The sequence below is a fragment of the Micromonospora sp. HUAS YX12 genome (genome assembly GCF_040215685.1).
Taxonomy (GTDB): domain Bacteria; phylum Actinomycetota; class Actinomycetes; order Mycobacteriales; family Micromonosporaceae; genus Micromonospora; species Micromonospora tulbaghiae.
This window is the reverse complement of sequence record NZ_CP157974.1, coordinates 2,515,577-2,535,895: the sequence shown is the minus strand read 5'-3', so window position 1 is coordinate 2,535,895 and position 20,319 is coordinate 2,515,577. Positions and strand designations below refer to the sequence as shown.

The 20,319-nt window shown below is 72.8% G+C and carries 20 protein-coding genes; 8 read left to right on the top strand and 12 right to left on the bottom strand.

What is annotated here, in order from left to right:
* Positions 1–30 precede the first annotated feature (30 nt).
* Both ABIH81_RS12405 and ABIH81_RS12400 read left to right on the top strand, forming a co-directional pair.
* On the top strand, positions 31–1,068 hold the full coding sequence (locus ABIH81_RS12405) for an ABC transporter ATP-binding protein (RefSeq protein WP_349880388.1): 1,038 nt from the start codon (positions 31–33) through the stop codon (positions 1,066–1,068).
* Positions 1,052–2,080, top strand: coding sequence for a dipeptide ABC transporter ATP-binding protein (locus tag ABIH81_RS12400; RefSeq protein WP_349880387.1), 1,029 nt, complete (start codon positions 1,052–1,054; stop codon positions 2,078–2,080). The genes ABIH81_RS12405 and ABIH81_RS12400 overlap by 17 nt, the downstream gene beginning before the upstream one ends.
* A gap of 221 nt (positions 2,081–2,301) precedes the next feature.
* Here ABIH81_RS12400 and ABIH81_RS12395 read toward each other — a convergent pair whose 3' ends face one another.
* From ABIH81_RS12395 to purN, 3 genes are all read right to left on the bottom strand, one after another.
* On the bottom strand, positions 2,302–2,688 hold the full coding sequence (locus tag ABIH81_RS12395) for a hypothetical protein (RefSeq protein WP_349880386.1): 387 nt from the start codon (positions 2,686–2,688) through the stop codon (positions 2,302–2,304).
* Positions 2,689–2,832: 144 nt separating this feature from the next.
* The gene (gene purH, locus ABIH81_RS12390) at positions 2,833–4,407 is read right to left on the bottom strand and encodes a bifunctional phosphoribosylaminoimidazolecarboxamide formyltransferase/IMP cyclohydrolase (RefSeq protein ID WP_349880385.1); all 1,575 of its coding nucleotides are present in this window, start codon (positions 4,405–4,407) and stop codon (positions 2,833–2,835) included.
* Positions 4,404–5,024 (bottom strand): phosphoribosylglycinamide formyltransferase, encoded by a 621-nt coding sequence (gene purN, locus ABIH81_RS12385; RefSeq protein WP_349880384.1) that lies wholly within the window; start codon positions 5,022–5,024, stop codon positions 4,404–4,406. Before purN ends, purH begins: the two co-directional genes overlap by 4 nt.
* 180 nt (positions 5,025–5,204) lie before the next feature.
* Between purN and ABIH81_RS12380 the strand changes: the two genes are divergently transcribed.
* Positions 5,205–5,501: a CD225/dispanin family protein gene (locus ABIH81_RS12380; protein ID WP_349880383.1), complete on the top strand. Its 297-nt coding sequence runs from the start codon at positions 5,205–5,207 to the stop codon at positions 5,499–5,501.
* A 35-nt stretch (positions 5,502–5,536) separates the two neighbouring features.
* Positions 5,537–6,091 (top strand): hypothetical protein, encoded by a 555-nt coding sequence (locus ABIH81_RS12375; protein WP_349880382.1) that lies wholly within the window; start codon positions 5,537–5,539, stop codon positions 6,089–6,091.
* Positions 6,092–6,163: 72 nt separating this feature from the next.
* Here the strand turns inward: ABIH81_RS12375 and ABIH81_RS12370 are convergent, their stop codons facing one another.
* Positions 6,164–7,450 (bottom strand): DUF6350 family protein, encoded by a 1,287-nt coding sequence (locus tag ABIH81_RS12370; protein WP_349880381.1) that lies wholly within the window; start codon positions 7,448–7,450, stop codon positions 6,164–6,166.
* Positions 7,451–7,608: 158 nt separating this feature from the next.
* Between ABIH81_RS12370 and ABIH81_RS12365 the strand changes: the two genes are divergently transcribed.
* On the top strand, positions 7,609–7,878 hold the full coding sequence (locus ABIH81_RS12365) for a DUF4190 domain-containing protein (protein WP_349880380.1): 270 nt from the start codon (positions 7,609–7,611) through the stop codon (positions 7,876–7,878).
* Between the two features lie 56 nt (positions 7,879–7,934).
* Here the strand turns inward: ABIH81_RS12365 and sucD are convergent, their stop codons facing one another.
* The 3 genes from sucD to ABIH81_RS12350 all read right to left on the bottom strand — a co-directional run bounded on the left by sucD (position 7,935) and on the right by ABIH81_RS12350 (position 10,850).
* Entirely contained in the window at positions 7,935–8,822 is an 888-nt protein-coding gene (gene sucD, locus ABIH81_RS12360; protein ID WP_349880379.1) for a succinate--CoA ligase subunit alpha, read from the bottom strand.
* A gap of 2 nt (positions 8,823–8,824) precedes the next feature.
* Entirely contained in the window at positions 8,825–10,003 is a 1,179-nt protein-coding gene (gene sucC / locus ABIH81_RS12355; protein ID WP_349880378.1) for an ADP-forming succinate--CoA ligase subunit beta, read from the bottom strand.
* A gap of 442 nt (positions 10,004–10,445) precedes the next feature.
* Positions 10,446–10,850, bottom strand: a complete 405-nt coding sequence (locus ABIH81_RS12350) for a cobalamin B12-binding domain-containing protein (RefSeq protein ID WP_349880377.1) — start codon at positions 10,848–10,850, stop codon at positions 10,446–10,448.
* 400 nt (positions 10,851–11,250) lie between these two features.
* Between ABIH81_RS12350 and ABIH81_RS12345 the strand changes: the two genes are divergently transcribed.
* Positions 11,251–11,961, top strand: a complete 711-nt coding sequence (locus ABIH81_RS12345) for a M23 family metallopeptidase (RefSeq protein ID WP_349880376.1) — start codon at positions 11,251–11,253, stop codon at positions 11,959–11,961.
* Between the two features lie 251 nt (positions 11,962–12,212).
* Positions 12,213–12,980: a M23 family metallopeptidase gene (locus tag ABIH81_RS12340; RefSeq protein WP_349880375.1), complete on the top strand. Its 768-nt coding sequence runs from the start codon at positions 12,213–12,215 to the stop codon at positions 12,978–12,980.
* Positions 12,981–13,033: 53 nt separating this feature from the next.
* On the opposite strand, the gene ABIH81_RS12335 is transcribed toward ABIH81_RS12340, so the two are convergent.
* The 3 genes from ABIH81_RS12335 to pcrA all read right to left on the bottom strand — a co-directional run bounded on the left by ABIH81_RS12335 (position 13,034) and on the right by pcrA (position 17,534).
* On the bottom strand, positions 13,034–14,473 hold the full coding sequence (locus tag ABIH81_RS12335; RefSeq protein ID WP_349880374.1) for a hypothetical protein: 1,440 nt from the start codon (positions 14,471–14,473) through the stop codon (positions 13,034–13,036).
* Positions 14,470–15,000, bottom strand: coding sequence for a SigE family RNA polymerase sigma factor (locus ABIH81_RS12330; RefSeq protein WP_233586163.1), 531 nt, complete (start codon positions 14,998–15,000; stop codon positions 14,470–14,472). The genes ABIH81_RS12335 and ABIH81_RS12330 overlap by 4 nt, the downstream gene beginning before the upstream one ends.
* Positions 15,001–15,104: 104 nt before the next feature.
* The gene (gene pcrA, locus ABIH81_RS12325; RefSeq protein WP_349880372.1) at positions 15,105–17,534 is read right to left on the bottom strand and encodes a DNA helicase PcrA; all 2,430 of its coding nucleotides are present in this window, start codon (positions 17,532–17,534) and stop codon (positions 15,105–15,107) included.
* A 289-nt stretch (positions 17,535–17,823) separates the two neighbouring features.
* Here pcrA and ABIH81_RS12320 point away from each other — a divergent pair, with 289 nt between their 5' ends.
* Positions 17,824–18,177, top strand: coding sequence for a chorismate mutase (locus ABIH81_RS12320; RefSeq protein WP_349880371.1), 354 nt, complete (start codon positions 17,824–17,826; stop codon positions 18,175–18,177).
* 84 nt (positions 18,178–18,261) lie between these two features.
* Here ABIH81_RS12320 and ABIH81_RS12315 read toward each other — a convergent pair whose 3' ends face one another.
* Positions 18,262–19,278: a dipeptide ABC transporter ATP-binding protein gene (locus ABIH81_RS12315; RefSeq protein ID WP_349880370.1), complete on the bottom strand. Its 1,017-nt coding sequence runs from the start codon at positions 19,276–19,278 to the stop codon at positions 18,262–18,264.
* On the bottom strand, positions 19,271–20,299 hold the full coding sequence (locus tag ABIH81_RS12310) for an ABC transporter ATP-binding protein (RefSeq protein WP_349881078.1): 1,029 nt from the start codon (positions 20,297–20,299) through the stop codon (positions 19,271–19,273). Before ABIH81_RS12310 ends, ABIH81_RS12315 begins: the two co-directional genes overlap by 8 nt.
* Between the last annotated feature and the right edge of the window lie 20 nt (positions 20,300–20,319).

Below are 20,319 nucleotides of genomic sequence, written 5' to 3'. Positions count from 1 at the left end.
CGCAGTCGCGAGCGAAAGGCCGGCACAGCCATGACCCAGTCGTCGGTCCGGCCCACGCCGGCCTCACCCACCCCGCCCGGCGGGCACCTGCTGGAGGTACGGAACCTGCACGTCGAGTTCCGTACCCGCGACGGCGTGGCCCGGGTGATCAACGGGGTGACGTACCACCTGGACGCCGGTGAGACGCTCGCGGTGCTCGGCGAGTCCGGCTCCGGCAAGTCCGTCACGGCCCAGGCGATCATGGGCATCCTGGACACCCCGCCCGCGTACGTGCGCGCCGGGCAGATCCTCTACCAGGGGCGGGACCTGCTCACCCGGCCGGAGGAGGAACGCCGGCAGATACGCGGCGCCGAGATCGCGATGATCTTCCAGGACGCGCTGTCGGCGTTGAACCCGGTCTTCCCGGTCGGCTGGCAGATCGGCGAGTCGCTACGCGAGCGGGCCGGGATGTCGCGCGCCGACGCGCGCAGGCGCACCGTCGAACTGATGGACCTGGTCCGGATCCCGGCCGCGGCGAAGCGCCTCGGCGACTACCCGCACCAGTTCTCCGGCGGCATGCGGCAACGCGTCATGATCGCCATGGCGCTGGCGCTGGACCCGAAGGTGCTGATCGCCGACGAGCCCACCACCGCGCTGGACGTCACCGTGCAGGCCCAGATCATGGACCTGCTGGCCGACCTGCGCCGCGACCTCGGCATGGCGCTCGTCCTGATCACCCACGACCTGGGCGTGGTCGCCGGTGTGGCGGACCGGATCGCGGTCATGTACGCGGGCCGGATCGTCGAGCACGCCGACGTGCACGCGCTGTACCGGGCGCCTGCCCACCCGTACACGAAGGGGTTGCTGGAGTCGATCCCGCGCCTGGACGTGCGCGGCCAGGCGCTGTCCAGCATCCGCGGGCTGCCGCCGAACCTGATGGCGATCCCGTCCGGCTGCCCGTTCCACCCCCGGTGCCCGTACGTCCAGCAGGTCTGCGTGGACGAGGTGCCGCACGACCTGGTGCTCGGCGACGGGCGGACCAGCGCGTGCCACTTCGCCCAGGAGGTGCACGATGACCGCGACGGCTGAACCCGCCAAGGTGCGCGGCGAGACGATCCTCGCCGTCGACCAGCTGGTCAAGTACTTCCCGATCAGTCAGGGCGTGCTGTTCAGGAAGACCATCGGCCAGGTCAAGGCGGTCGACGGCGTCTCGTTCGAGCTGCGGCGCGGCGAGACGCTCGGCGTGGTGGGCGAGTCCGGCTGCGGCAAGTCCACGCTGGCCCGGCTGCTCATGCGCCTGGAGACGCCCACCGCCGGGCGGGTCACGCTGGAGGGGCGCGACCTGCTCCGGGCCACCGGGGCGGACCTGCGCCGGTTGCGCCGGAACATGCAGATGGTGATGCAGGATCCGTACACCTCGCTGAACCCGCGGATGACCGTCGGCGACATCATCGGCGAGCCGTTCGAGATCCACCCGGAGGCCGCCCCGAAGCGCAGCCGGCGGCAGCGGGTGCAGGAGCTGCTGGACGTGGTCGGGCTCAACCCGGAGCACGTCAACCGGTACCCGCACCAGTTCTCCGGCGGTCAGCGGCAGCGCATCGGCATCGCCCGGGCGCTCGCGCTGCGGCCCGAGATCATCGTCTGTGACGAGCCGGTGTCGGCCCTCGACGTCTCGATCCAGGCCCAGGTGATCAACCTGCTCGAACAGCTCCAGGACGAGCTGGGGCTGTCGTACATCTTCATCGCCCACGACCTGTCGGTGGTGCGGCACATCTCCGACCGGGTCGCGGTGATGTACCTGGGCCGGATCGTGGAGATCGGCACCGAGGAGCAGATCTACCAGCGTGCGACCCACCCGTACACCCAGGCGCTGCTGTCGGCGGTGCCGGTGCCCGACCCGGAGGCCCGCGACCGGCGGACCGTCATCCGGCTCACCGGCGACGTGCCCAGCCCGGCCGAGCCGCCGTCCGGCTGCCATTTCCGGACCCGCTGCTGGAAGGCCGAGGAGGTCTGCGCGACCCAGGATCCGCAGGCGGTGCCGCGCGCGGCGGACCCGCACCCCAGCGCCTGCCACTTCGCCGAGGTACGCACCGAGGCGTGACGACGAAGGCCCCGTCCCCCGGAGGAAGAGGGGGCGGGGCCTCCGATGCGGGCACGCGCGCGGAAGGCGGACCCGGGACGAACCCGAGGCGGACCCGGCGGCGTGAGGCGTGCCGCCGTACCGGTGGACGGCGGCTCGCGGCGGAGACCGCCGGGTCGACGCGGCGGGTTCCGGTGCGGCGCGAGCGCGCGTCCCGGTGCGGGCTGCGGGTTCGGTGCGGCTCAGGCGGCCGGCGGGGCGCGCGCGGCGAGCGGGCCGCGCGGCGGCAGCGGCACGACCGGCGGCCGGGGCGCGGGCACGACGGGCTCCGGCAGGGCCGGGCCGGCCACGCGCGGGAGCGCGGCCGGGGCCAGGTCGTCCGGTCCGTCGGCGTAGCCGAGGCCGCCGCCCTGGTCGTGCCACGGCCCGGCGGCACGCTCCGACCAGGAGATTTCGGGGTACGCGGCACGCAGCGCGACCGGGCTCGTTCCGCCCGCCGAGGCGGCGGCCGCAACGGGCGCGGCGGCGAGCGCTTCGACGACCGCGGCGGGTGCGGCGGCCGGTCCCAGTCCGGCCAGGACGAACGCCAGCGTGACGACGACGGCGGTCAACCGGTCGCGAACGCGCATGGCACACCTGCCGGGCTCACAGACAGCGGAGACGCTCGATCGTCGCCGCACACACGCTAGCAACCGCCTCCGGCGGCGGGCAACGGCACGACGTCCGGGTGCGTCCGCCGTGCGGACGGCTGACGCACCCGGTGGCCGGACTCGTCAGTGGAAGAAGTGCCGGGTGCCGGTGAGGTACATGGTCACGCCGGCCGCCTTGCAGGCCGCGATGGTCTCCTCGTCCCGGATCGAGCCGCCCGGCTGGACGATCGCCCGCACCCCGGCGTCGATGAGGATCTGCGGGCCGTCGGCGAACGGGAAGAACGCGTCCGAGGCGCAGACCGAGCCACGGGCCCGCTCGTCACCGGCCCGGCTGACCGCCAGCCGCGCCGAGTCCACCCGGTTGACCTGGCCCATGCCGACGCCGACGGTGGCGCCGTCGCGGGCCAGCAGGATCGCGTTGCTCTTGACCGCGCGTACCGCCCGCCAGGCGAACGCCAGGTCGCGCAGGGTCGCGGAGTCGGCCGGGTCGCCGGTGGCGAGCGTCCACCCGGACGGGTCGTCGCCCGGCGCGTCGACGGCGTCCCGCGTCTGCACCAGCACGCCGCCGCTGACCTGCCGCCACTCCGCCGGTCGCACGGCGAACGCTGGTGCCCGCAGCAGCCGGATGTTCTTCTTGGCCCGCAGCACCTCCAGCGCGCCCTCGTCGAAGCCGGGCGCCACGAGCACCTCGGTGAAGATCTCCGCGACCTGCCCCGCCATCGCCGCGTCGACCGGCCGGTTCACCGCGATCACGCCGCCGAACGCGGAGACCGGGTCGCAGGCGTGCGCCTTGCGGTGCGCCTCGGCCACGTCCGCGCCGACCGCGATGCCGCACGGGTTGGCGTGCTTGATGATCGCCACCGCCGGCTGGTCCGGGAAGTCGTTGGCGGCCCGCCAGGCGGCGTCCGCGTCGACGTAGTTGTTGTAGGACATCTCCTTGCCGTGCAACTGCTCGGCCTGGGCCAGCCCGGCCGGCGCGCCCGGGTCGGTGTAGAGCGCCGCCGCCTGGTGCGGGTTCTCGCCGTACCGCAGCACCGCCTGGCGGCGCAGCGCCAGCCCGGCGAACTCCGGCCAGCCGTCCTCGGCCGGCGACACGGTGGTGGCGAACCAGTCGGCCACCGCGACGTCGTAGTCGGCGATGTCGGCGAACGCGCGGGCCGCGAGCGCCCGGCGCCGGGCCGGCGTGAAGCCGCCCTCGGCGAGCGCGGCCACCACCGCCGGGTACGCGGCCGGGTCGGTCACCACCGCCACCGAGGCGTGGTTCTTCGCCGCGGCCCGCACCATCGCCGGACCGCCGATGTCGATCTGCTCCACGCACTCGTCGGCGTCGGCGCCGGAGGCGACAGTGGCCTGGAACGGGTAGAGGTTGGAGACCAGCAGGTCGATGCCGGCGATGCCGTGCTCGTCGAGCTGCGCGGCGTGCGCGTCCTTGCGCAGGTCGGCGAGGAGGCCGCCGTGGATCTTCGGGTGCAGCGTCTTGACCCGCCCGTCGAGGATCTCCGGGAAGCCGGTGACCTGCTCGACCGGCGTCACCGGCACCCCGGCCCCGGAGATCGTCGACGCGGTGCTCCCGGTCGACACGATCTCCACGCCGGCCTCGTGGAGGGCGCGGGCCAGCTCGGCCAGGCCGGTCTTGTCGTAGACGCTGACCAGCGCGCGCCGGATCGGGCGGCGGCCGGCGTCCTCAGTGGCGTTCACGGGATGGTGACCTTTCTGCCGGTGATCGTCCAACCTTCACGGACCAGGCGGCCGACCTGCTCGACGAGCTGGCGGCGCTCGGCGGACTTGATGCGCTCGGTGAGCGTGTCCTCGTCGTCGTCGGCGTGCACCGGCACGGCGACCTGGGCCACGATCGGGCCGGTGTCCATACCGGCGTCGACGAAGAACAGGGTGGCCCCGGTGACCTTGACGCCGTACGCCAGCGCGTCGCGGGGGCCGTGGATGCCGGGGAACGCCGGCAGCAGCGTGTTGTGCGTGTTGAGGTAGCGGTCGCCGAACGCGGCCAGGAACTCCGGGCCGACGAGCTTGAGGAATCCGGCGCTGATGACCAGGTCGGGCCGGTGCTCGGCGACCCGGGCGGTGAGCGCCTTGTCCCAGTCGGCGCGGGTGGGGTGGTCCTTGACGCGCTCGACGAAGGACGGCACGCCTGCCGTGGCGGCCCGGTCCAGGCCGGCGATCCCGTCCCGGTCGGCGCCGACGGCGACCACCCGGGCGCCGTACCCGGGGTCGGCGGTGGCGTCCAGCAGTGCCTGGAGGTTGCTGCCGGAACCGGAGACGAGGACGACGAGGCGGGCGACGGACGCGGGCTCGGTCACCGGGCAACCCTATCGGGCAGGTCAGGCGGCCCGGCCGCGGGGCGGCGGCTCATCGGGTGACCTCCCCGGTGGCGTGATCGCGGTACGCTGCCGGTCGCCCGGTGTCCGGCCCCGTGCCCGGCCCGCACCCCCACGAAGAAGCCGGCACGTCGCGTGCCGCCGGACCGAGGAGTACTTCGCATGCAGCCCGGATACCCCCCGCAGCAGCCGCAGCAGATCGACAACAACATGACGATGTCCATCGTCGCGATCTTCCTGTTCTGGCCGCTCGCGATCCCGGCCATCATCAACGCGTCGAAGGTCAACCCGCTGATCCAGCAGGGTGACTACGCGGGCGCCCAAGCCGCCGCCGCCGAGTCCAAGAAGTGGTCCAAGTGGGCCCTCATCGTCGGCCTGATCTGGATCGCCGTCCTCGTGGTGGGATGTTGCCTCCTCAGCGGCCTGGCTGGTCTCGCCGGCAGCAGCGGCACCAACTGACCGACAACCCGAACCGACCTGAGGAGCACCCAGACATGCAGCCCGGTTACCCCGGACAGGACCCGTACGGCCAGCAGCCGAACCAGGATCCGAACGCTCAGCCGCACGACCCGTACGCCCAGCCGCCGCAGGCCCCGCAGTACGGCCAGCAGCCCCAGTACGGGCAGCAGCCGCAGTACGGCCAGCAGCCGACCTCGGGCCAGCCGTACGGCCAGCCCACGTCGGGTCAGCCCGCCTACGGCCAGGACCCGTACGCCCAGCAGCAGCCGTACGGCGCCGCGCCGCAGTACCCGGGCGCCGGCTACCCGGCCGGGGCGGGCCAGGCCCCGAACAACACGCTGGGCCTCGTGTCCATGATCCTCGGCATCGCCTCGATCCCGATGGTCTGTTGCTTCTACCTCGGCATCCCGCTGGGTATCGCCGCGGCCGTCACCGGCTACCTGGGCCGCCAGAAGGCCGCGCAGGGGCTCGCCAACAACGACGGTCAGGCCAAGACCGGTCTGATCTGCGGCGCGATCGGCGCCGGCCTGGGCATCATTCTGATCATCCTGGGCATCGTCGCCAACGTCAGCCTGCCGGCCCAGCCCTGATCGTCCCCGTCCAGGGGCGTCCACCGACCGGTGGGCGCCCCTGACGCGTCTGTCGGCCTCGGCGGCGGCGCGTCAGCGGGTGCGGGTCAGCGTGCGGGTGGCGGCGGCGCCCAGCGCCGCGCCCACCCCGATCACGAGCGTGGCCACCGCGGCCACCGCCCACGGCGACGGCCCGATCTCGGCCAGCCGGCCACCGCCGAGCGACCCGCCGGAGGCCGCCGCGAACAGCCCCAGCAGCGCGCCGGCTACCGGTCCGGCGAGCACGGCCGGCACCAGCAGCGCCGGCCAGCCCACCTCGGCGCGTTCCTCGGCCGCCGCGCGCAGCAGCCGCCGGGCCAGCAGCCAGCCGGCCGCCATCGCGGCCAGCACCGGCACGGCCAGCAGCGCGCCACCCAGCCCGTCCATCGGGCCACGCGGCAGGCCGGCCAGCAACGGTACGGCCGGCAGCGCGCCGACTGAGACCTCACTCGTACGGACGGCGGTGTCGGTGCCGACCGCGAAACCGGGACCGAGCAGGTAGCTGGCCGACCATGCGGTGGCGTTGGGCGCGTAGGCGAGGCTGACCAGGGTGATGCCCGCCTGACCGGCCACCCCGGTCCGGTACGCCCCGATCATGTCGGCCGCGTCGCCGCCACCGGTGGCCACCGCGAGCCCGGCCGCACCCGCGCCCGCGCCGCACAGCAGCAGCGCCGCGACCAGTCCGGTGCGCAGACCGTCGCGCACCGGCGGCGGGCAGCGCGCGGCCAGCAGCGCCCACACGCCTGTGTTCCGGAGCGCGCCGACCAGGGCGGCCGGTACGCCGAACGCGGCGAACGTGAGCGCGGCGGTGACCGGGGAGACCCGCAGGCCGCCCGCGTCGACAGCGAACGCGGCGAGCGCGCCGAGCAGCGCGTACCCGATGCCGACCGCGACCGCGACGGTGAGTGCCTGGCGGGGCGAGCCGGCCCCGCGCGCGCCGACGGCCCGGCTGACGTGCACCCCGGCGCGGGTGAGCCGCCAGACGGCGAGCGCGCTGAGCGCGAGCGGCGCCAGGCCGAGTGGACCGGCGGTGGTCTGCAACGGCACCCCGTGCCCGAGCAGCCAGCCGGCCAGGCCGGCGCGCAACGCGCCGCCGAACGATCCGGCGTCCTCGCTGAGCTGGGCGAGGCCCAGCACGGCGGAGACCGGCAGCCAGGAGGTCAGCGCCGCCCAGAGCGCGGCCACCCCGGCGGCGACCGGCAGCGGGGCCCGGCTGCGGGGCTCCTCGCCCGATCGGGGCGCGGGCACCCGCGGGGCCGGGCGGGCACGGCCGGGCGGCCGGGCACCGGCGGGGGGACCGGTGGCCGGACGGCGGGGCTGGTCAGGGGTGACGCGTGACATCGTGTCTACTCTGGCACGCCGCGCGGAGGACGGCAGTCCGATACCGGGTCGGCAGCGTGGCGAGTTCGCCGAACCCCGGTCCCGCGGCGGTGATCCGGTCTAGCCTCGGCCTCAGACGCGACCGTTCCCGTCGCGGTGCCGACCGCTCGGAGGATGCCGTGCACGCTCCGTTTCCGCCGCCCCCGCCGCCACCGGCCGTCGGCCGGGACCGGACCACGCTCTGGGGCGTCCTCGGCATCGTCTTCGGCCTGTTCTGCTGCGGCATCCTGGGCATCGTCTTCGGCGCGCTGTCGATCCGCGACGCCCGGCGTAACGGCAAGTCGCAGTTGCTCGGCTGGCTGGCCATCGCGTTCGGTGTGATCAACATCGTCGCCAGCGCCATCGTGCGCGCCCGGGGCAACTCGTACTACCCGTACTGGTACCGGTGAACGCGAGGGGGCCGACCGGTCACCCGGTCGACCCCCTCGGCACGTCGTTCGGCCGCTCAGCGGCCGGACATGATCTCCCGCATCAGGTTGGCGGTCTCGGTCGGGGTCTTGCCGACCTTGACGCCCACCGCCTCCAGCGCCGCCTTCTTGGCGTCGGCGGTGCCCGCCGAGCCCGAGATGATCGCGCCGGCGTGACCCATGGTCTTGCCGGGCGGGGCGGTGAAGCCGGCGATGTAGCCGACCACCGGCTTGGTGACGTTGGCCTTGATGAACTCGGCCGCCCGCTCCTCGGCGTCGCCGCCGATCTCACCGATCATGACGATGGCGTCGGTCTCCGGGTCCGCCTCGAAGGCGGCCAGGGCGTCGATGTGGGTGGTGCCGATGATCGGGTCACCGCCGATGCCGACGCAGGTGGAGAAGCCGATGTCGCGCAGCTCGTACATCATCTGGTAGGTCAGCGTGCCGCTCTTGCTGACCAGGCCGATCCGGCCGGAGCCGGTGATGTCGGCCGGGATGATGCCGGCGTTGGACGCGCCCGGCGAGGCGATGCCCGGGCAGTTCGGGCCGATGATCCGGGTGTGCTCGCCCTGGGCCCGGTTGTACGCCCAGAACGCGGCGGTGTCGTGCACCGGCACGCCCTCGGTGATCACCACGGCCAGGTCGATGCCGGCGTCGATCGCCTCGACCACAGCGGCCTTGGTGAACTGCGGCGGTACGAAGATGACAGTGACGTCAGCCCCGGTCTCCTTCATCGCGTCCGCCACGGACGCGAAGACGGGCAGCTCGGTGCCGTCGAAGTCGACAGTGGTGCCGGCCTTGCGCGGGTTGACACCGCCGACCACGTTGGTGCCGGCGGCGAGCATCCGCCGGGTGTGCTTGGAACCCTCGGAACCGGTCATCCCCTGCACGATGACCTTGGAGTCCTTGGTCAGCCAGATAGCCATTGTCAGACCCCCGCAGCTGCCAGCTCGGCGGCCCGCTCGGCCGCGCCGTCCATGGTGTCGACCCGCTGGATCAGCGGGTTGGCCGCGCCGTCGAGGATCGCCCGGCCGGCCTCGGCGTTGTTGCCGTCGAGGCGCACGACGAGCGGCTTGGTGGCCTTCTCGCCGCGCTGCTCCAGCAGCGCCAGCGCCTGCACGATGCCGTTGGCGACCGCGTCGCAGGCGGTGATGCCGCCGAAGACGTTCACGAAGACGCTCTTGACCGACGGGTCGGACAGGACGATCTCCAGGCCGTTCGCCATCACCTCGGCGCTCGCGCCGCCGCCGATGTCGAGGAAGTTGGCCGGCTTGACGCCGCCGTGCCGCTCGCCCGCGTACGCGACCACGTCGAGCGTGGACATGACCAGGCCCGCGCCGTTGCCGATGATGCCGACCTCGCCGTCGAGCTTGACGTAGTTGAGGTCCTTGGCCTTCGCGGCCTGCTCCAGCGGGTCCACCGACGCCTGGTCGACCAGGGCCTCGTGGTCCGGGTGCCGGAACGCGGCGTTCTCGTCCAGGGTGACCTTGGCGTCCAGGAGCAGCAGCTTGCCGTCCTTGGTGGTGGCCAGCGGGTTCACCTCGACGAGCGTGGCGTCCTCGGCCACGAACGCCTGCCACAGCTTGACCGCGACCTCGACGACCTGGTCGGCGATCTCGGCCGGGAAGCCGGCCGCGCTCACGATCTCGCGCGCCTTGGCCTCGTCCACGCCGGTGTTGGCGTCGATCGGGGCCTTGACGACCTTCTCGGGGGTCTCGGCCGCGACCTGCTCGATGTCCATACCGCCGGCCACGCTGGCGATGCAGAGGAAGGTGCGGTTCGCCCGGTCGAGCAGGTACGAGAAGTAGTACTCCTCGGCCACGTCCGCGGTCACCGTGATCATGACCTTGTGGACGGTGTGACCCTTGATGTCCATGCCGAGGATCTCGGTGGCCCGGGCCACCGTCTCCTCCGCGCCCTCGGCCAGCTTCACGCCGCCGGCCTTGCCGCGGCCACCGACCTTCACCTGCGCCTTGACGACCACCCGGCCGCCGAGGCGTTCGGCGATCGCGCGGGCCTCCTCCGGGGTAGTGGCGACGCCGCCGGCGAGCACGGGCAAGCCGTGCCGCTCGAACAGGTCCCGCCCCTGGTACTCGTACAGGTCCACGATTGCGCGTCCCGTCCCGTCTCCGCGGCGCGCCGTCGCGCCGCCACCAGCTTCGGAAAATCAGTTTGACGCCTGTCATCAGATGAGACAGGCCATTTGCCGCAGCCTAACGAGATGGGAACGGGCGGCAACCGAGCGGGTGCGGGGTGTGCGGTAATGCACAGGCCGGGGTCGGCCGGGCCGAACGCGGCCACGCCGGCGTCAGCCGTCCGGGGGATGTCCGGGCCGGGGCGTAACCGCCTGCCGGGGGCGTCGTTGAGTGTGATGTCGGCGCGCTGGTCAAGCGCGGCGACGGGAGCGGCCGATGCCCTGTCGGTCGAGGGGTGGCGGCGGGGCATCGTGCATAGAGGGGCCGGGCGTGTGAGGGGTGCGTCCGGCCCCTCCCCCGTGCCCGGAGCCGGAAGCGCAGGGCCGGAAGCGCAGGAGCCGGGAACGCGGCGGGTCAGGCGACCGGCTGGGCGACGTTCTCCCGCACCCACTCGACGATCGACCCGGTGGTGGCGCCCGGGGTGAAGATCTTCGCGACGCCGAGCCGCTCCAGCTCCGGGATGTCGGCCTCGGGGATGATGCCGCCGCCGAACACCACGATGTCGGTGGCGTCGCGCTCGGCGAGCAGTTCGACGACGCGCTTGAACAGCGTCATGTGCGCACCGGAGAGCACCGAGAGGCCGACCGCGTCCGCGTCCTCCTGGATCGCGGTCTCGACGATCTGCTCGGGCGTCTGGTGCAGGCCGGTGTAGATGACCTCCATGCCGGCGTCCCGCAGGGCGCGGGCGACGACCTTCGCGCCCCGGTCGTGGCCGTCCAGGCCGGGCTTCGCGACGACGACCCGGATACGAGAGCTCATCTGCGCACACCTTTCACCGGCACTCCTGACCTGAACGAACGGTAACCCGGCCGGGCGAGAGGCGGGAAGCCGGGCCGGACCTTCCCACGTACGAGCCGCCCCCTACCGCCCACCCGGGTACGCGGAAAGCCGGACACCTCCGCCGTTCGGTCACTGTCCGCGACGAATGGGCAGTCGACAGGCATCCGACCGGCAGCACGAGATATGACAAGGTCGGATGGAATTGGACATAACGAACCAGCAGTTCGGCGCTTCGGCTTGTGACAGGAGTGGCGGTTGGCTAACGTGTCCACGGTTGTCATCAGGTCCACGGACGGGTGACGACGCGACACCGGAGGTTCGGCCGAGCTTCACCGAACGGTCCGGAGTCGCATCGGATCCCCGACAACGGAGGGTGTGCGTGCGCCAGCGCCTGTCGTCTGAGCCCGATCGCTATCGCGGCCGCCGCCGCGTACCCACCCCCCCGCGGAGCCGCTACGCCGCGGTGGTCACCACTGCGTTCGTCGGCGCCGGCATCGTCGCCATCGGCGCGAACGCCCTCCCCGACGCCAAGAGCGTCAACCCGTCGGTCCTCGACGAGCTCCGGCAGGCCTCGGTCGCCAGCCAGGACGCCGCCGACCGCGGCAAGAGCGCGGACACCGCCTCCCGTTCCGACCGCACCGACAGCAAGGCCGCCGAGCAGGACCCGTGGCTCCTGCCGCTGCACGGCTACGACTTCAAGTCCCCCTACGGCATGCGCTGGGGCAAGCTGCACACCGGCATCGACCTGGTCGCCCCCGAGGGCACGCCCTACAAGGCGGTCCACGCCGGCACTGTCACCAAGGCCGGCTGGTTCGGCGGCTACGGCTACGCCGTCATCGTCAAGCACTCCGACGGCAGCGAGGCCATCTACGGCCACTCCTCCGCGGTGACGGTCAAGGAGGGCCAGGAGGTGAAGGCCGGCGACCAGCTCGGCCTGGTCGGCAACACCGGCCACTCATACGGCTCCCACCTGCACCTGGAAATCCATGTCAAGGGCCAGCCGCAGGATCCGGTGGCGTTCCTCAAGGATCGCGGAGTGGACATTCAGCTCGAAGTCGAGGCAGTTTACAGCGACGTAGCCGCTTCCTGACGCTCCGTGCCGCCCCGTCACCGCCCGGACCGCACGGTCCGGGCGGTTTCGTCTGCGCCGATGTCTGCCAGGTCACACCGACGGATGTGAGCGGACGCACATCGACAGGTGATCGTCTCTTCGCCCGAACCGGCCGCCCGGTGTGAAACCGGACGCGCCGTGCCTACCGCTGCCACCGCTGCCGCACCCCCGATACCCGCTGCGACCTGCGCCGACACCAGTATTTCGAGGTCACGTGCCCCTCGAAACCGATGAAGGATCCCGTGCAGCACAGCAGCCCCACCCCGGACAACGCTCCCGCCCGGCACCGGCGCCCGCGCCGCGCCCGGCGCACCGTTTACGTGGTCACCGGCGCGGTGGCCCTGCTCGGCCTCGGCATCGGTGGCGCGGTCGTCACCACCGCCCCGTCCGAGCCCACGCCGGCCGCGGTCGACCTCGGCATGGCGGCCCGCGCCGACGACGCCGCCCGCGCCGACCGCTCGGGCCGCGAGCCGGTCACCCCGTCCGCCGCACCGGCCAGCCCGTCGCCGAGCGCGAGCGCGACCAGCCCGGCACCGAAGAAGACGGCGACTGCGAAACCCAAGCCGAAGCCGAAGAAGAAGACAGTGGCGAAGAAGCCGGCCTGGGTCATCCCGATGAAGGGCGCCGACATCACGTCCTGCTACGGGCCCCGCTGGGGCACCCAGCACGCCGGTATCGACTTCGCCATGCCGGCCGGCACGCCGATCCACGCCGCCGCGGCGGGCACCGTGGTCAAGGCCGGTGACGTGGGCGACGGCTACGGCATCTCGGTCTTCATCGACCACCACAACGGCTACCTGACCCACTACGCCCACCAGAGCCGGCTCGCCGTCGGCGTCGGTGACACGGTCAAGGCCGGTCAGGTCATCGGGTACGAGGGCTCCACCGGCGACTCCACCGGCCCGCACCTGCACTTCGAGGTGCACCAGGGCGCGATGTGGAACCAGATCGACCCGGCGCCGTTCCTGCGTGCCCGGGGCATCGGCGTGGCCTGCTGACGCGGGTGATCCATCGGCGTGGCCGAGCCGTCTCCGGCTCGGCCACGCCTGCGTCAGGGGGTCACCCGGGTGGCCGGGCTGTCGCCGGGCACGCCCGACATTTCCGTCTCGACCGGCGGCACCGGAGTGGCGCCGAGGACGCTGCCGTCGGTGGCGTACGCGGTGAGGGTGGCCGGCTGGTCCGGCGGCACCCGGGTGGTGCCCAACTTCGACGCGTCGAGCGCTACGGCGACCGGAGGTGCGCCGCCGACCGTGACCGTGACCCGCGCCGCGTCCGGCGGGGCGATCACCCGCACCTGGCCGGTGGGCGGACGGGTGCCGCCGTCGGCCCGGATCCGCCAGCCGATCGGCCGCCGGTCGGCGCCCTCGGCCGGCAGCAGCAGCCGCAGGTCGACCCCCCAGCCGGTGCGGTGGTCGCCGTGCATCGCGTACGCGATCACCCCGCCGCCTGCGGGCTGCACGGTGAGCAGCGCGGCGGGCCGGCCGCCCTCGGTGCCCGACCACAGCACCCGTACCGTCGTCCCGGCCACCGGGAGCCGGCTGTCGAGAAGCGCCCATCCGGCGACGTCGCGCAGGTCGGCGTCGGCCATCGGCGTGCCTCTGGCGCCCCGCCGGGCGGCGGTGAGCAGGACGTCCATCTCCCGCGCGGTCGGGTCGATCCCCGCGTACGGGCCGCCGCCCAGGCCGCCCTGGAAGAGCACATGGTTGTCGTCGCCGACCCGGACGACGGGTTCGTGCCGCAGCGGCCCGGGAGGCAGGACGGCGAAGCCGACCCCGCTGCCGTCCGCCCGCGCGATGTCCTCGTACTCCAGCGTTCCCCTCGGCGTGTACCGAGGGTCGCCACTGATCGTCACGGTGGAGCCCGGGGGCCCGACGACGACCGCGAATGCGCCCCCGTCCGGACCGGCCTGCATCAGCGTCATGACCGGGTCGTCGGCGGCCTCGCTGTGACCGGCGTAGCGCATCTGCCCGGCGTCGGCACCGGCCGGGCCCGCGTACCAGACCAGCGTCTCCTTGGTGAGCAAGCCGAACCGCAGCGGCACCGCCACCAGTGCGACCCGCCGGCCCGGCCGGTCACTGCCGTAGAGCAGACGGATCCGGTCGCGATCCCCGACCTTCCAGAAGCCGTCCGTCTTCGAGCCGCCCGGTGCGGTGGGGCGGCCCATCGCCGGATCGGCGCTGATCCGCTCCCGTAGCGTGTCCAGCCAGGCCCGGTCGCCGGCGAGCGCGCCCCGGGGCGGCGCGTCGAGCAGCGCCGCCGGGGCAGCGGCGACCGCGATGCCGGGCGCCCAGCCCGGGAGGGGCACCACGTTGGACTGGACCCCGACGAGCGCGGCCACGACCGCTGCCACAGCCACCCGGATCAGCCGGTTGCGCCGGTGCCGTCGCTCGCGCCGGGCGAACCCCGGCCACGGGTCCTCGGGTACGCCGACACCGTGCGCGGCCTGGCACAGCGCGGGACCGAGCGTCGAACGGGCGAAGTTCTCGGTCATGCCGGATCCTCCTGGAGCCGTACCGGGGACGCAGGGGCGGGCGGGGCGAACTCGACCCGCAGCCGGGCCAGCCCGCGCGACGCCTGGCTCTTCACCGAGCCGACGGAGCAGCCGAGAACCCGGGCGGTGTCCGCCTCGCTGAGGTCCTCGAAGTAGCGCAGCACCAGAACGGCCTGGGTTCTGGGCGGTAGCCGGCGCAGCGCGGCGAGCAGCAGTCGCCGCTGCTCCACCTGCGCGTACGCGTCAGGCACCGGCGCGCTGTCGGAGGTCAGCAGCGGCACCTCCAGCGGCCGCCGCCGACGCCGCCACGAGATGGCCGTGTTGACCATCGCCCGGCGCACGTAGACCTCGGGCGCGTCTCTGCGCAGCACCCTCCCCCAGCGCCGATGGGTCTTCTCCAGCGCCGACTGGACCAGGTCCTCGGCTGTCCCCCGGTCGCCGGTCAGCAGGTAGGCGGTGCGGACCAGCCGTCCCCACTGTGCTTGGACGAACAGCCGGAACTGTTCGTCGTCCTCGTCGCGACTCACGCCACCTCCAGGTCGCATCCGTCTCGCGTCCACGAGCGGATGCAGGGTGAGACGCGATCGGTGACGTCCGGGGTTGAGTGCGGGCGGTCAGGACCGCCCGACGCTCAGAGCTTGTCGATCGGGGCGTGCCGCAGCACCAGCCACATGGTCTGGTCGCCGAAGTCGATCTGGGCCCGGGCGCCCGGCCCGGCCCCCTCCACCGCCAGCACCCGGCCCAGGCCGTACCGCTGGTGGTTGACCCGGTCTCCGACGGAGACCTTCGGGGCCTGCTTCAGCTCGCTCGCGGTGGCCAGGCGGCTGGCGTCCACGCCCAGCCGCTTCGCCAGCTCGGTCGCCTTGGGCGTGCCGCCGGCGAAGCCGCCGCGGCCCAGCCGGTCGGCCCGGCCGCCGACGCCGCCGCCCCCGCCACCCCACGAGGTGTACGACCCCTCGCTGCGCTCCCAGCGGACCAGCTCCGTCGGCAGCTCCTCCAGGAACCGCGACGGCGGGTTGTAGGCGGGCGCACCCCACGCCGACCGGGTCACCGCGCGGGACAGGTAGAGCCGCTGGCGGGCCCGGGTGATGCCCACGTACGCCAGCCGCCGCTCCTCCTCCAGCTCGCGGGTGTCCCCGAGCGAACGCAGGTGGGGGAAGACGCCGTCCTCCAGGCCGGTCAGGAAGACCACCGGGAACTCCAGGCCCTTGGCGGTGTGCAGCGTCATCAGGGTGACGACGCCCTGATGAGGCGCGGCGTCGTCTGCCTCGGCGCCGTCAGGCGCCGAGCCCGGTGACGCAGGGATCTGGTCGGCGTCGGCGACGAGCGCCACCTGCTCCAGGAAACCGGCGAGCGTGGCCCGCTCGTCGTCGGCGCCGAGCGCCTCGATCCGCTCGGTGTACTCCCGCGCGACGCTCACCAGTTCCTGGAGGTTGTCCACCCGGCCGGCGTCCTGCGGGTCGAGGCTCTCCTCCAGCTCGGCCAGGTAGCCCGAGCGGGTCAGCACCGCCTCCAGCACCTCCTCCGGCGTGCCGGTGTCGGCCAGCTCCCGCGCCGCGTCGAGCAGCGCGACGAACTCGGCGATGCCGTTCGCCGCCCGGGTGGAGATGCCGGGTGCGTCCTTGGCCCGGCGCAGCGCGGCGCCGAAGGAGATGCGGTCCCGCGCGGCCAGCGCCTCCACACACGCCTCGGCCCGCTCGCCGATGCCCCGGCGCGGGGTGTTGAGGATCCGGCGCAGGCTGACCGTGTCGTCGTCGTTCACCACCGCGCGCAGGTACGCGAGCGCGTCGCGGACCTCCTTGCGCTCGTAGAAGCGCACCCCGCCGACCACCTTGTAGGGCAGCCCGACCCGGATGAACACCTCCTCGAACACCCGGGACATGGCGTTGGTGCGGTAGAACACCGCCACGTCACCCGGGCGGGTCTCGCCGTCGTCGACCAGCCGGTCGATCTCCCGGGCCACCCAGTCGGCCTCGGCGTGCTCGGTGTCGGCGACGTACCCGACGATCTGCTCGCCGGACCCGGCGTCGCTCCACAGCCGCTTCGGCTTCCGGGAGGTGTTGCGGTCGATCACCGCGTTGGCCGCGTTGAGGATGGTCTGGGTCGAGCGGTAGTTCTGCTCCAGCAGGATCGTGCGGGCGTCGGTGAAGTCCCGCTCGAACTCCAGGATGTTGCGGATGGTCGCGCCGCGGAACGCGTAGATCGACTGGTCGGCGTCACCGACCACGCACAGCTCGGCCGGCGGGATCCCCTCGGTCCCGGACACCAGCTCCTTGATCAGCACGTACTGGGCGTGGTTGGTGTCCTGGTATTCGTCCACCAGCACGTGCCGGAACCGGCGCCGGTAGCTCTCCGCCACGTGCGGGTGCGACTGGAGCAGGTGCACCGTCGTCATGATCAGGTCGTCGAAGTCCAGCGCGTGCGCCTCGCGCAGCCGCCGCTGGTAGAGCGTGTACGCCTCGGCCAGCGCCCGCTCGTTCGGCCCCTTGGCCCGGCCGGCGAACTCCTCCGGGTCGACCAGCTCGTTCTTCAGGTTCGACACCTGGGCGGCCAGGCCCCGGGCCGGGTAGCGCTTCGGGTCCAGGTCCAGCTCGCGGGCGACCATCTGCATCAGCCGGCGCGAGTCGTCGGCGTCGTAGATCGAGAACGTCGACTTCAGGCCGGCGTGCTCGTGCTCGGCCCGCAGGATGCGTACGCAGGCGGAGTGGAACGTCGAGACCCACATGAGCCGGGCGCGCGGGCCGACCAGCGCGGCCACCCGCTCCTTCATCTCACCGGCGGCCTTGTTGGTGAACGTGATCGCGATGATCTCGCCGGGGTGCACGTCGCGGGCGGCGAGCAGATAGGCGATCCGGTTGGTCAGCACCCGGGTCTTGCCGGAGCCGGCGCCGGCCACGATCAGCAGCGGGGAGCCGGCGTGGGTCACCGCGTCCCGTTGGGGGCCGTTCAGGCCGTCGAGGAGGGCGGCCGGATCCGACCCGGCGCCCCCGGGACGGCGCGGCGGGGTCGGCCGGGACTCCGGCGCGGGCGGGGACGCGGGAATGTCGAAGAGAGGATGCATCGCAGTCCGAGTCTATGCCGCCGGGCGGACACTTCCCCGCCCGCGCCGCCGCTGCGCGCACGCCGTCACGTCTCACCTGTTGGTGCGTCTTCTTGCGCGCCCGCCCAGGTGGTCGGCATACTCGACGACGTGTTCGATCAGCGCTTCTACTTTTACTACGGCACCGGGAGTCCGGCAGCCGTGGGTCGCGCCTGATCACAGACCTACGAAACGCCCCGGGCTCCCCAGAGCCCGGGGCGTTTTCGTTCCGGGATCCGGGTACCGGGCCCGAGCCCCGAGAGGGACGACGATGATGACTGACGTGGTGGAGTCCAGCGGCAGCCTGGCGCGGCACGACCGGCCGGCCGGCGGCGAGCCGACCGGGGCCGCGGCGGCCCGGACCGGCACCGACGACGCGGCGGCGGCGGAGCGGATCGGTGAGATCCGGCGGCGGATCGACGAGATCGACCGCACCCTCATCGCGCTCTGGCAGGAGCGGGCCGCGCTCTCCCAGGAGGTCGGCGCGACCCGGATGGCGTCCGGCGGAACCCGGCTGGTGCTCTCCCGCGAGCGGGAGATCCTGGAGCGGTTCCGGTCCGAGCTCGGCGCGGACGGCACCCAGCTCGCGCTCCTGCTGCTGCGCGCCGGCCGTGGCCCGCTGTGACGTCCGCGCGGACGCGGTGACGCCCACGGAGACGACGAACCGCCTGCCGGTGTCGTAACGACACCGGCAGGCGGTCCGGTTGGATCAGGCCACCTCGTGGGTGACGACGATCTCCCGCTTCTCCGCGAAGTGGCAGGCGCTCGGGTGGTCCGAGCCCGGCCGGATCTGGAGCAGCGGCACCTCCTGGGCGCAGATGTCCTGCGCCTTCCAGCACCGCGTGCGGAACCGGCAGCCCGAGGGCGGGCTGACCGGCGACGGCACGTCGCCCTGGAGCCGGATGATCGCCTTGCTCTCCCGCACGGTCGGGTCCGGCACCGGCACCGCCGACAGCAGCGCCTGGGTGTACGGGTGGGTCGGCCGCTCGTAGATCTCGTCCTCGGTGCCGATCTCCACCATCTTGCCCAGGTACATCACGGCGACCCGGTCGGAGAGGTGCCGCACCACCGACAGGTCGTGGGCGATGAAGACGTACGACAGCCCGAACTCGGCCTGGAGCTTCTCCAGCAGGTTCATCACCTGGGCCTGGATCGAGACGTCCAGGGCCGACACCGGCTCGTCGCAGACGATCACCTCGGGCCGCAGCGCCAGCGCCCGGGCGATGCCGATGCGCTGCCGCTGACCGCCGGAGAACTGGTGCGGGTACCGGTTGATGTGCTCCGGGTTGAGGCCGACCAGGTCGAGCAGCTCCTTGACCTTGCTGCGCCGGCTGCCGCGCGGGGCCACCTCGGGGTGGATCTCGAACGGCTCGCCGATCAGGTCACCCACCGTCATCCGGGGGTTCAGCGAGGTGTACGGGTCCTGCATCACCAGCTGGATCTGCCGGCGCAGCCGCCGCAGCGCGCCACCGGAGAGCTTGGAGATGTCCTGGCCCTTGTAGAGCACCTGGCCGCCGGTCGGCTTCTCCAGGTTCATCAGCACCCGGGCGAGCGTCGACTTGCCGCAGCCGGACTCGCCGACCACGCCGAGCGTCTCGCCGGCCTTCAGCTCGAACGAGACACCGTCGACCGCCTTGACGTGGCCGATGGTCTTCTTGAACACCACGCCCCGGGTCACGGGGTAGTGCTTGACCAGGTCACGAACCTCGATGATGTTCTCAGTCACGGTTCACCAGCTCCTCGGCGAAGTGGCAGGCGCTGGCCCGGCCGTTGCCCAGTTGCAGCAGCGGCGGGACCTTCTCCCGGCACACCGGCTGCGCCATCGGGCAGCGCGGGTTGAACGCGCAGCCCGGCGGGATGTTCATCAGGTTCGGCGGGAGGCCCTTGATGGTCCGGAGCTCCTGCCCCTTCTCGTCCATCCGCGGGATCGAGTTGAGCAGGCCGAGCGTGTACGGGTGTCCCGGCTTGCGGTACAGGTCGTAGACGTCGGCTTCCTCGACGATCCGCCCGGCGTACATGACCGCGATCCGGTCCGCGACGTCGGCGACCACGCCGAGGTCGTGGGTGATCAGGATCATGCCCATCTGCCGTTCCCGCTGGAGTTCGCCGAGCAGGTCCATGATCTGGGCCTGCACCGTCACGTCCAGCGCGGTGGTCGGCTCGTCGGCGATCAGCACCTCGGGGTCCAGCGCCAGCGACATGGCGATCATCGCGCGCTGCCGCATACCGCCGGAGAACTGGTGCGGGTAGTTGCTGAACCGGCCCTTGGCGTTGGGGATCTTCACCTGGTCGAGCATCTCGATCGCGCGCTTCTTGGCGTCCGAGCGGCTCATGCCGCGCCGGATGCGGAACTGCTCGGCGATCTGGAAGCCGACTGTGAAAACCGGGTTGAGGGCCGAGAGCGAGTCCTGGAAGATCATGGCGATGCCCTCGCCCCGGATCCGCCGCCGCTGCTCGGGGGACATGGCGAGCATGTCCTTGCCGTGGAAGCGGACCTTTCCACCGGTGACGAAGCCGGGCGGGGTGTCCAGGATGCCCATGATGGTCTGCGCGGTGACGCTCTTGCCGGAGCCGGACTCGCCGAGCACGGCGAGGGTCTCCCCCGCGTCGACGTGGTACGTGACTCCGTTGATGACCTTGGCGACGCCGTCCCGGGTACGGAACTCCACCCGCAGGTCGTCGACCTCGAGCAGGCGGCCCGAAGGGCGGCCGGATCCGTCGGCGCCCGCCGCGGACTGCTCGGACACGAGAATGTCGGACAAGTCAG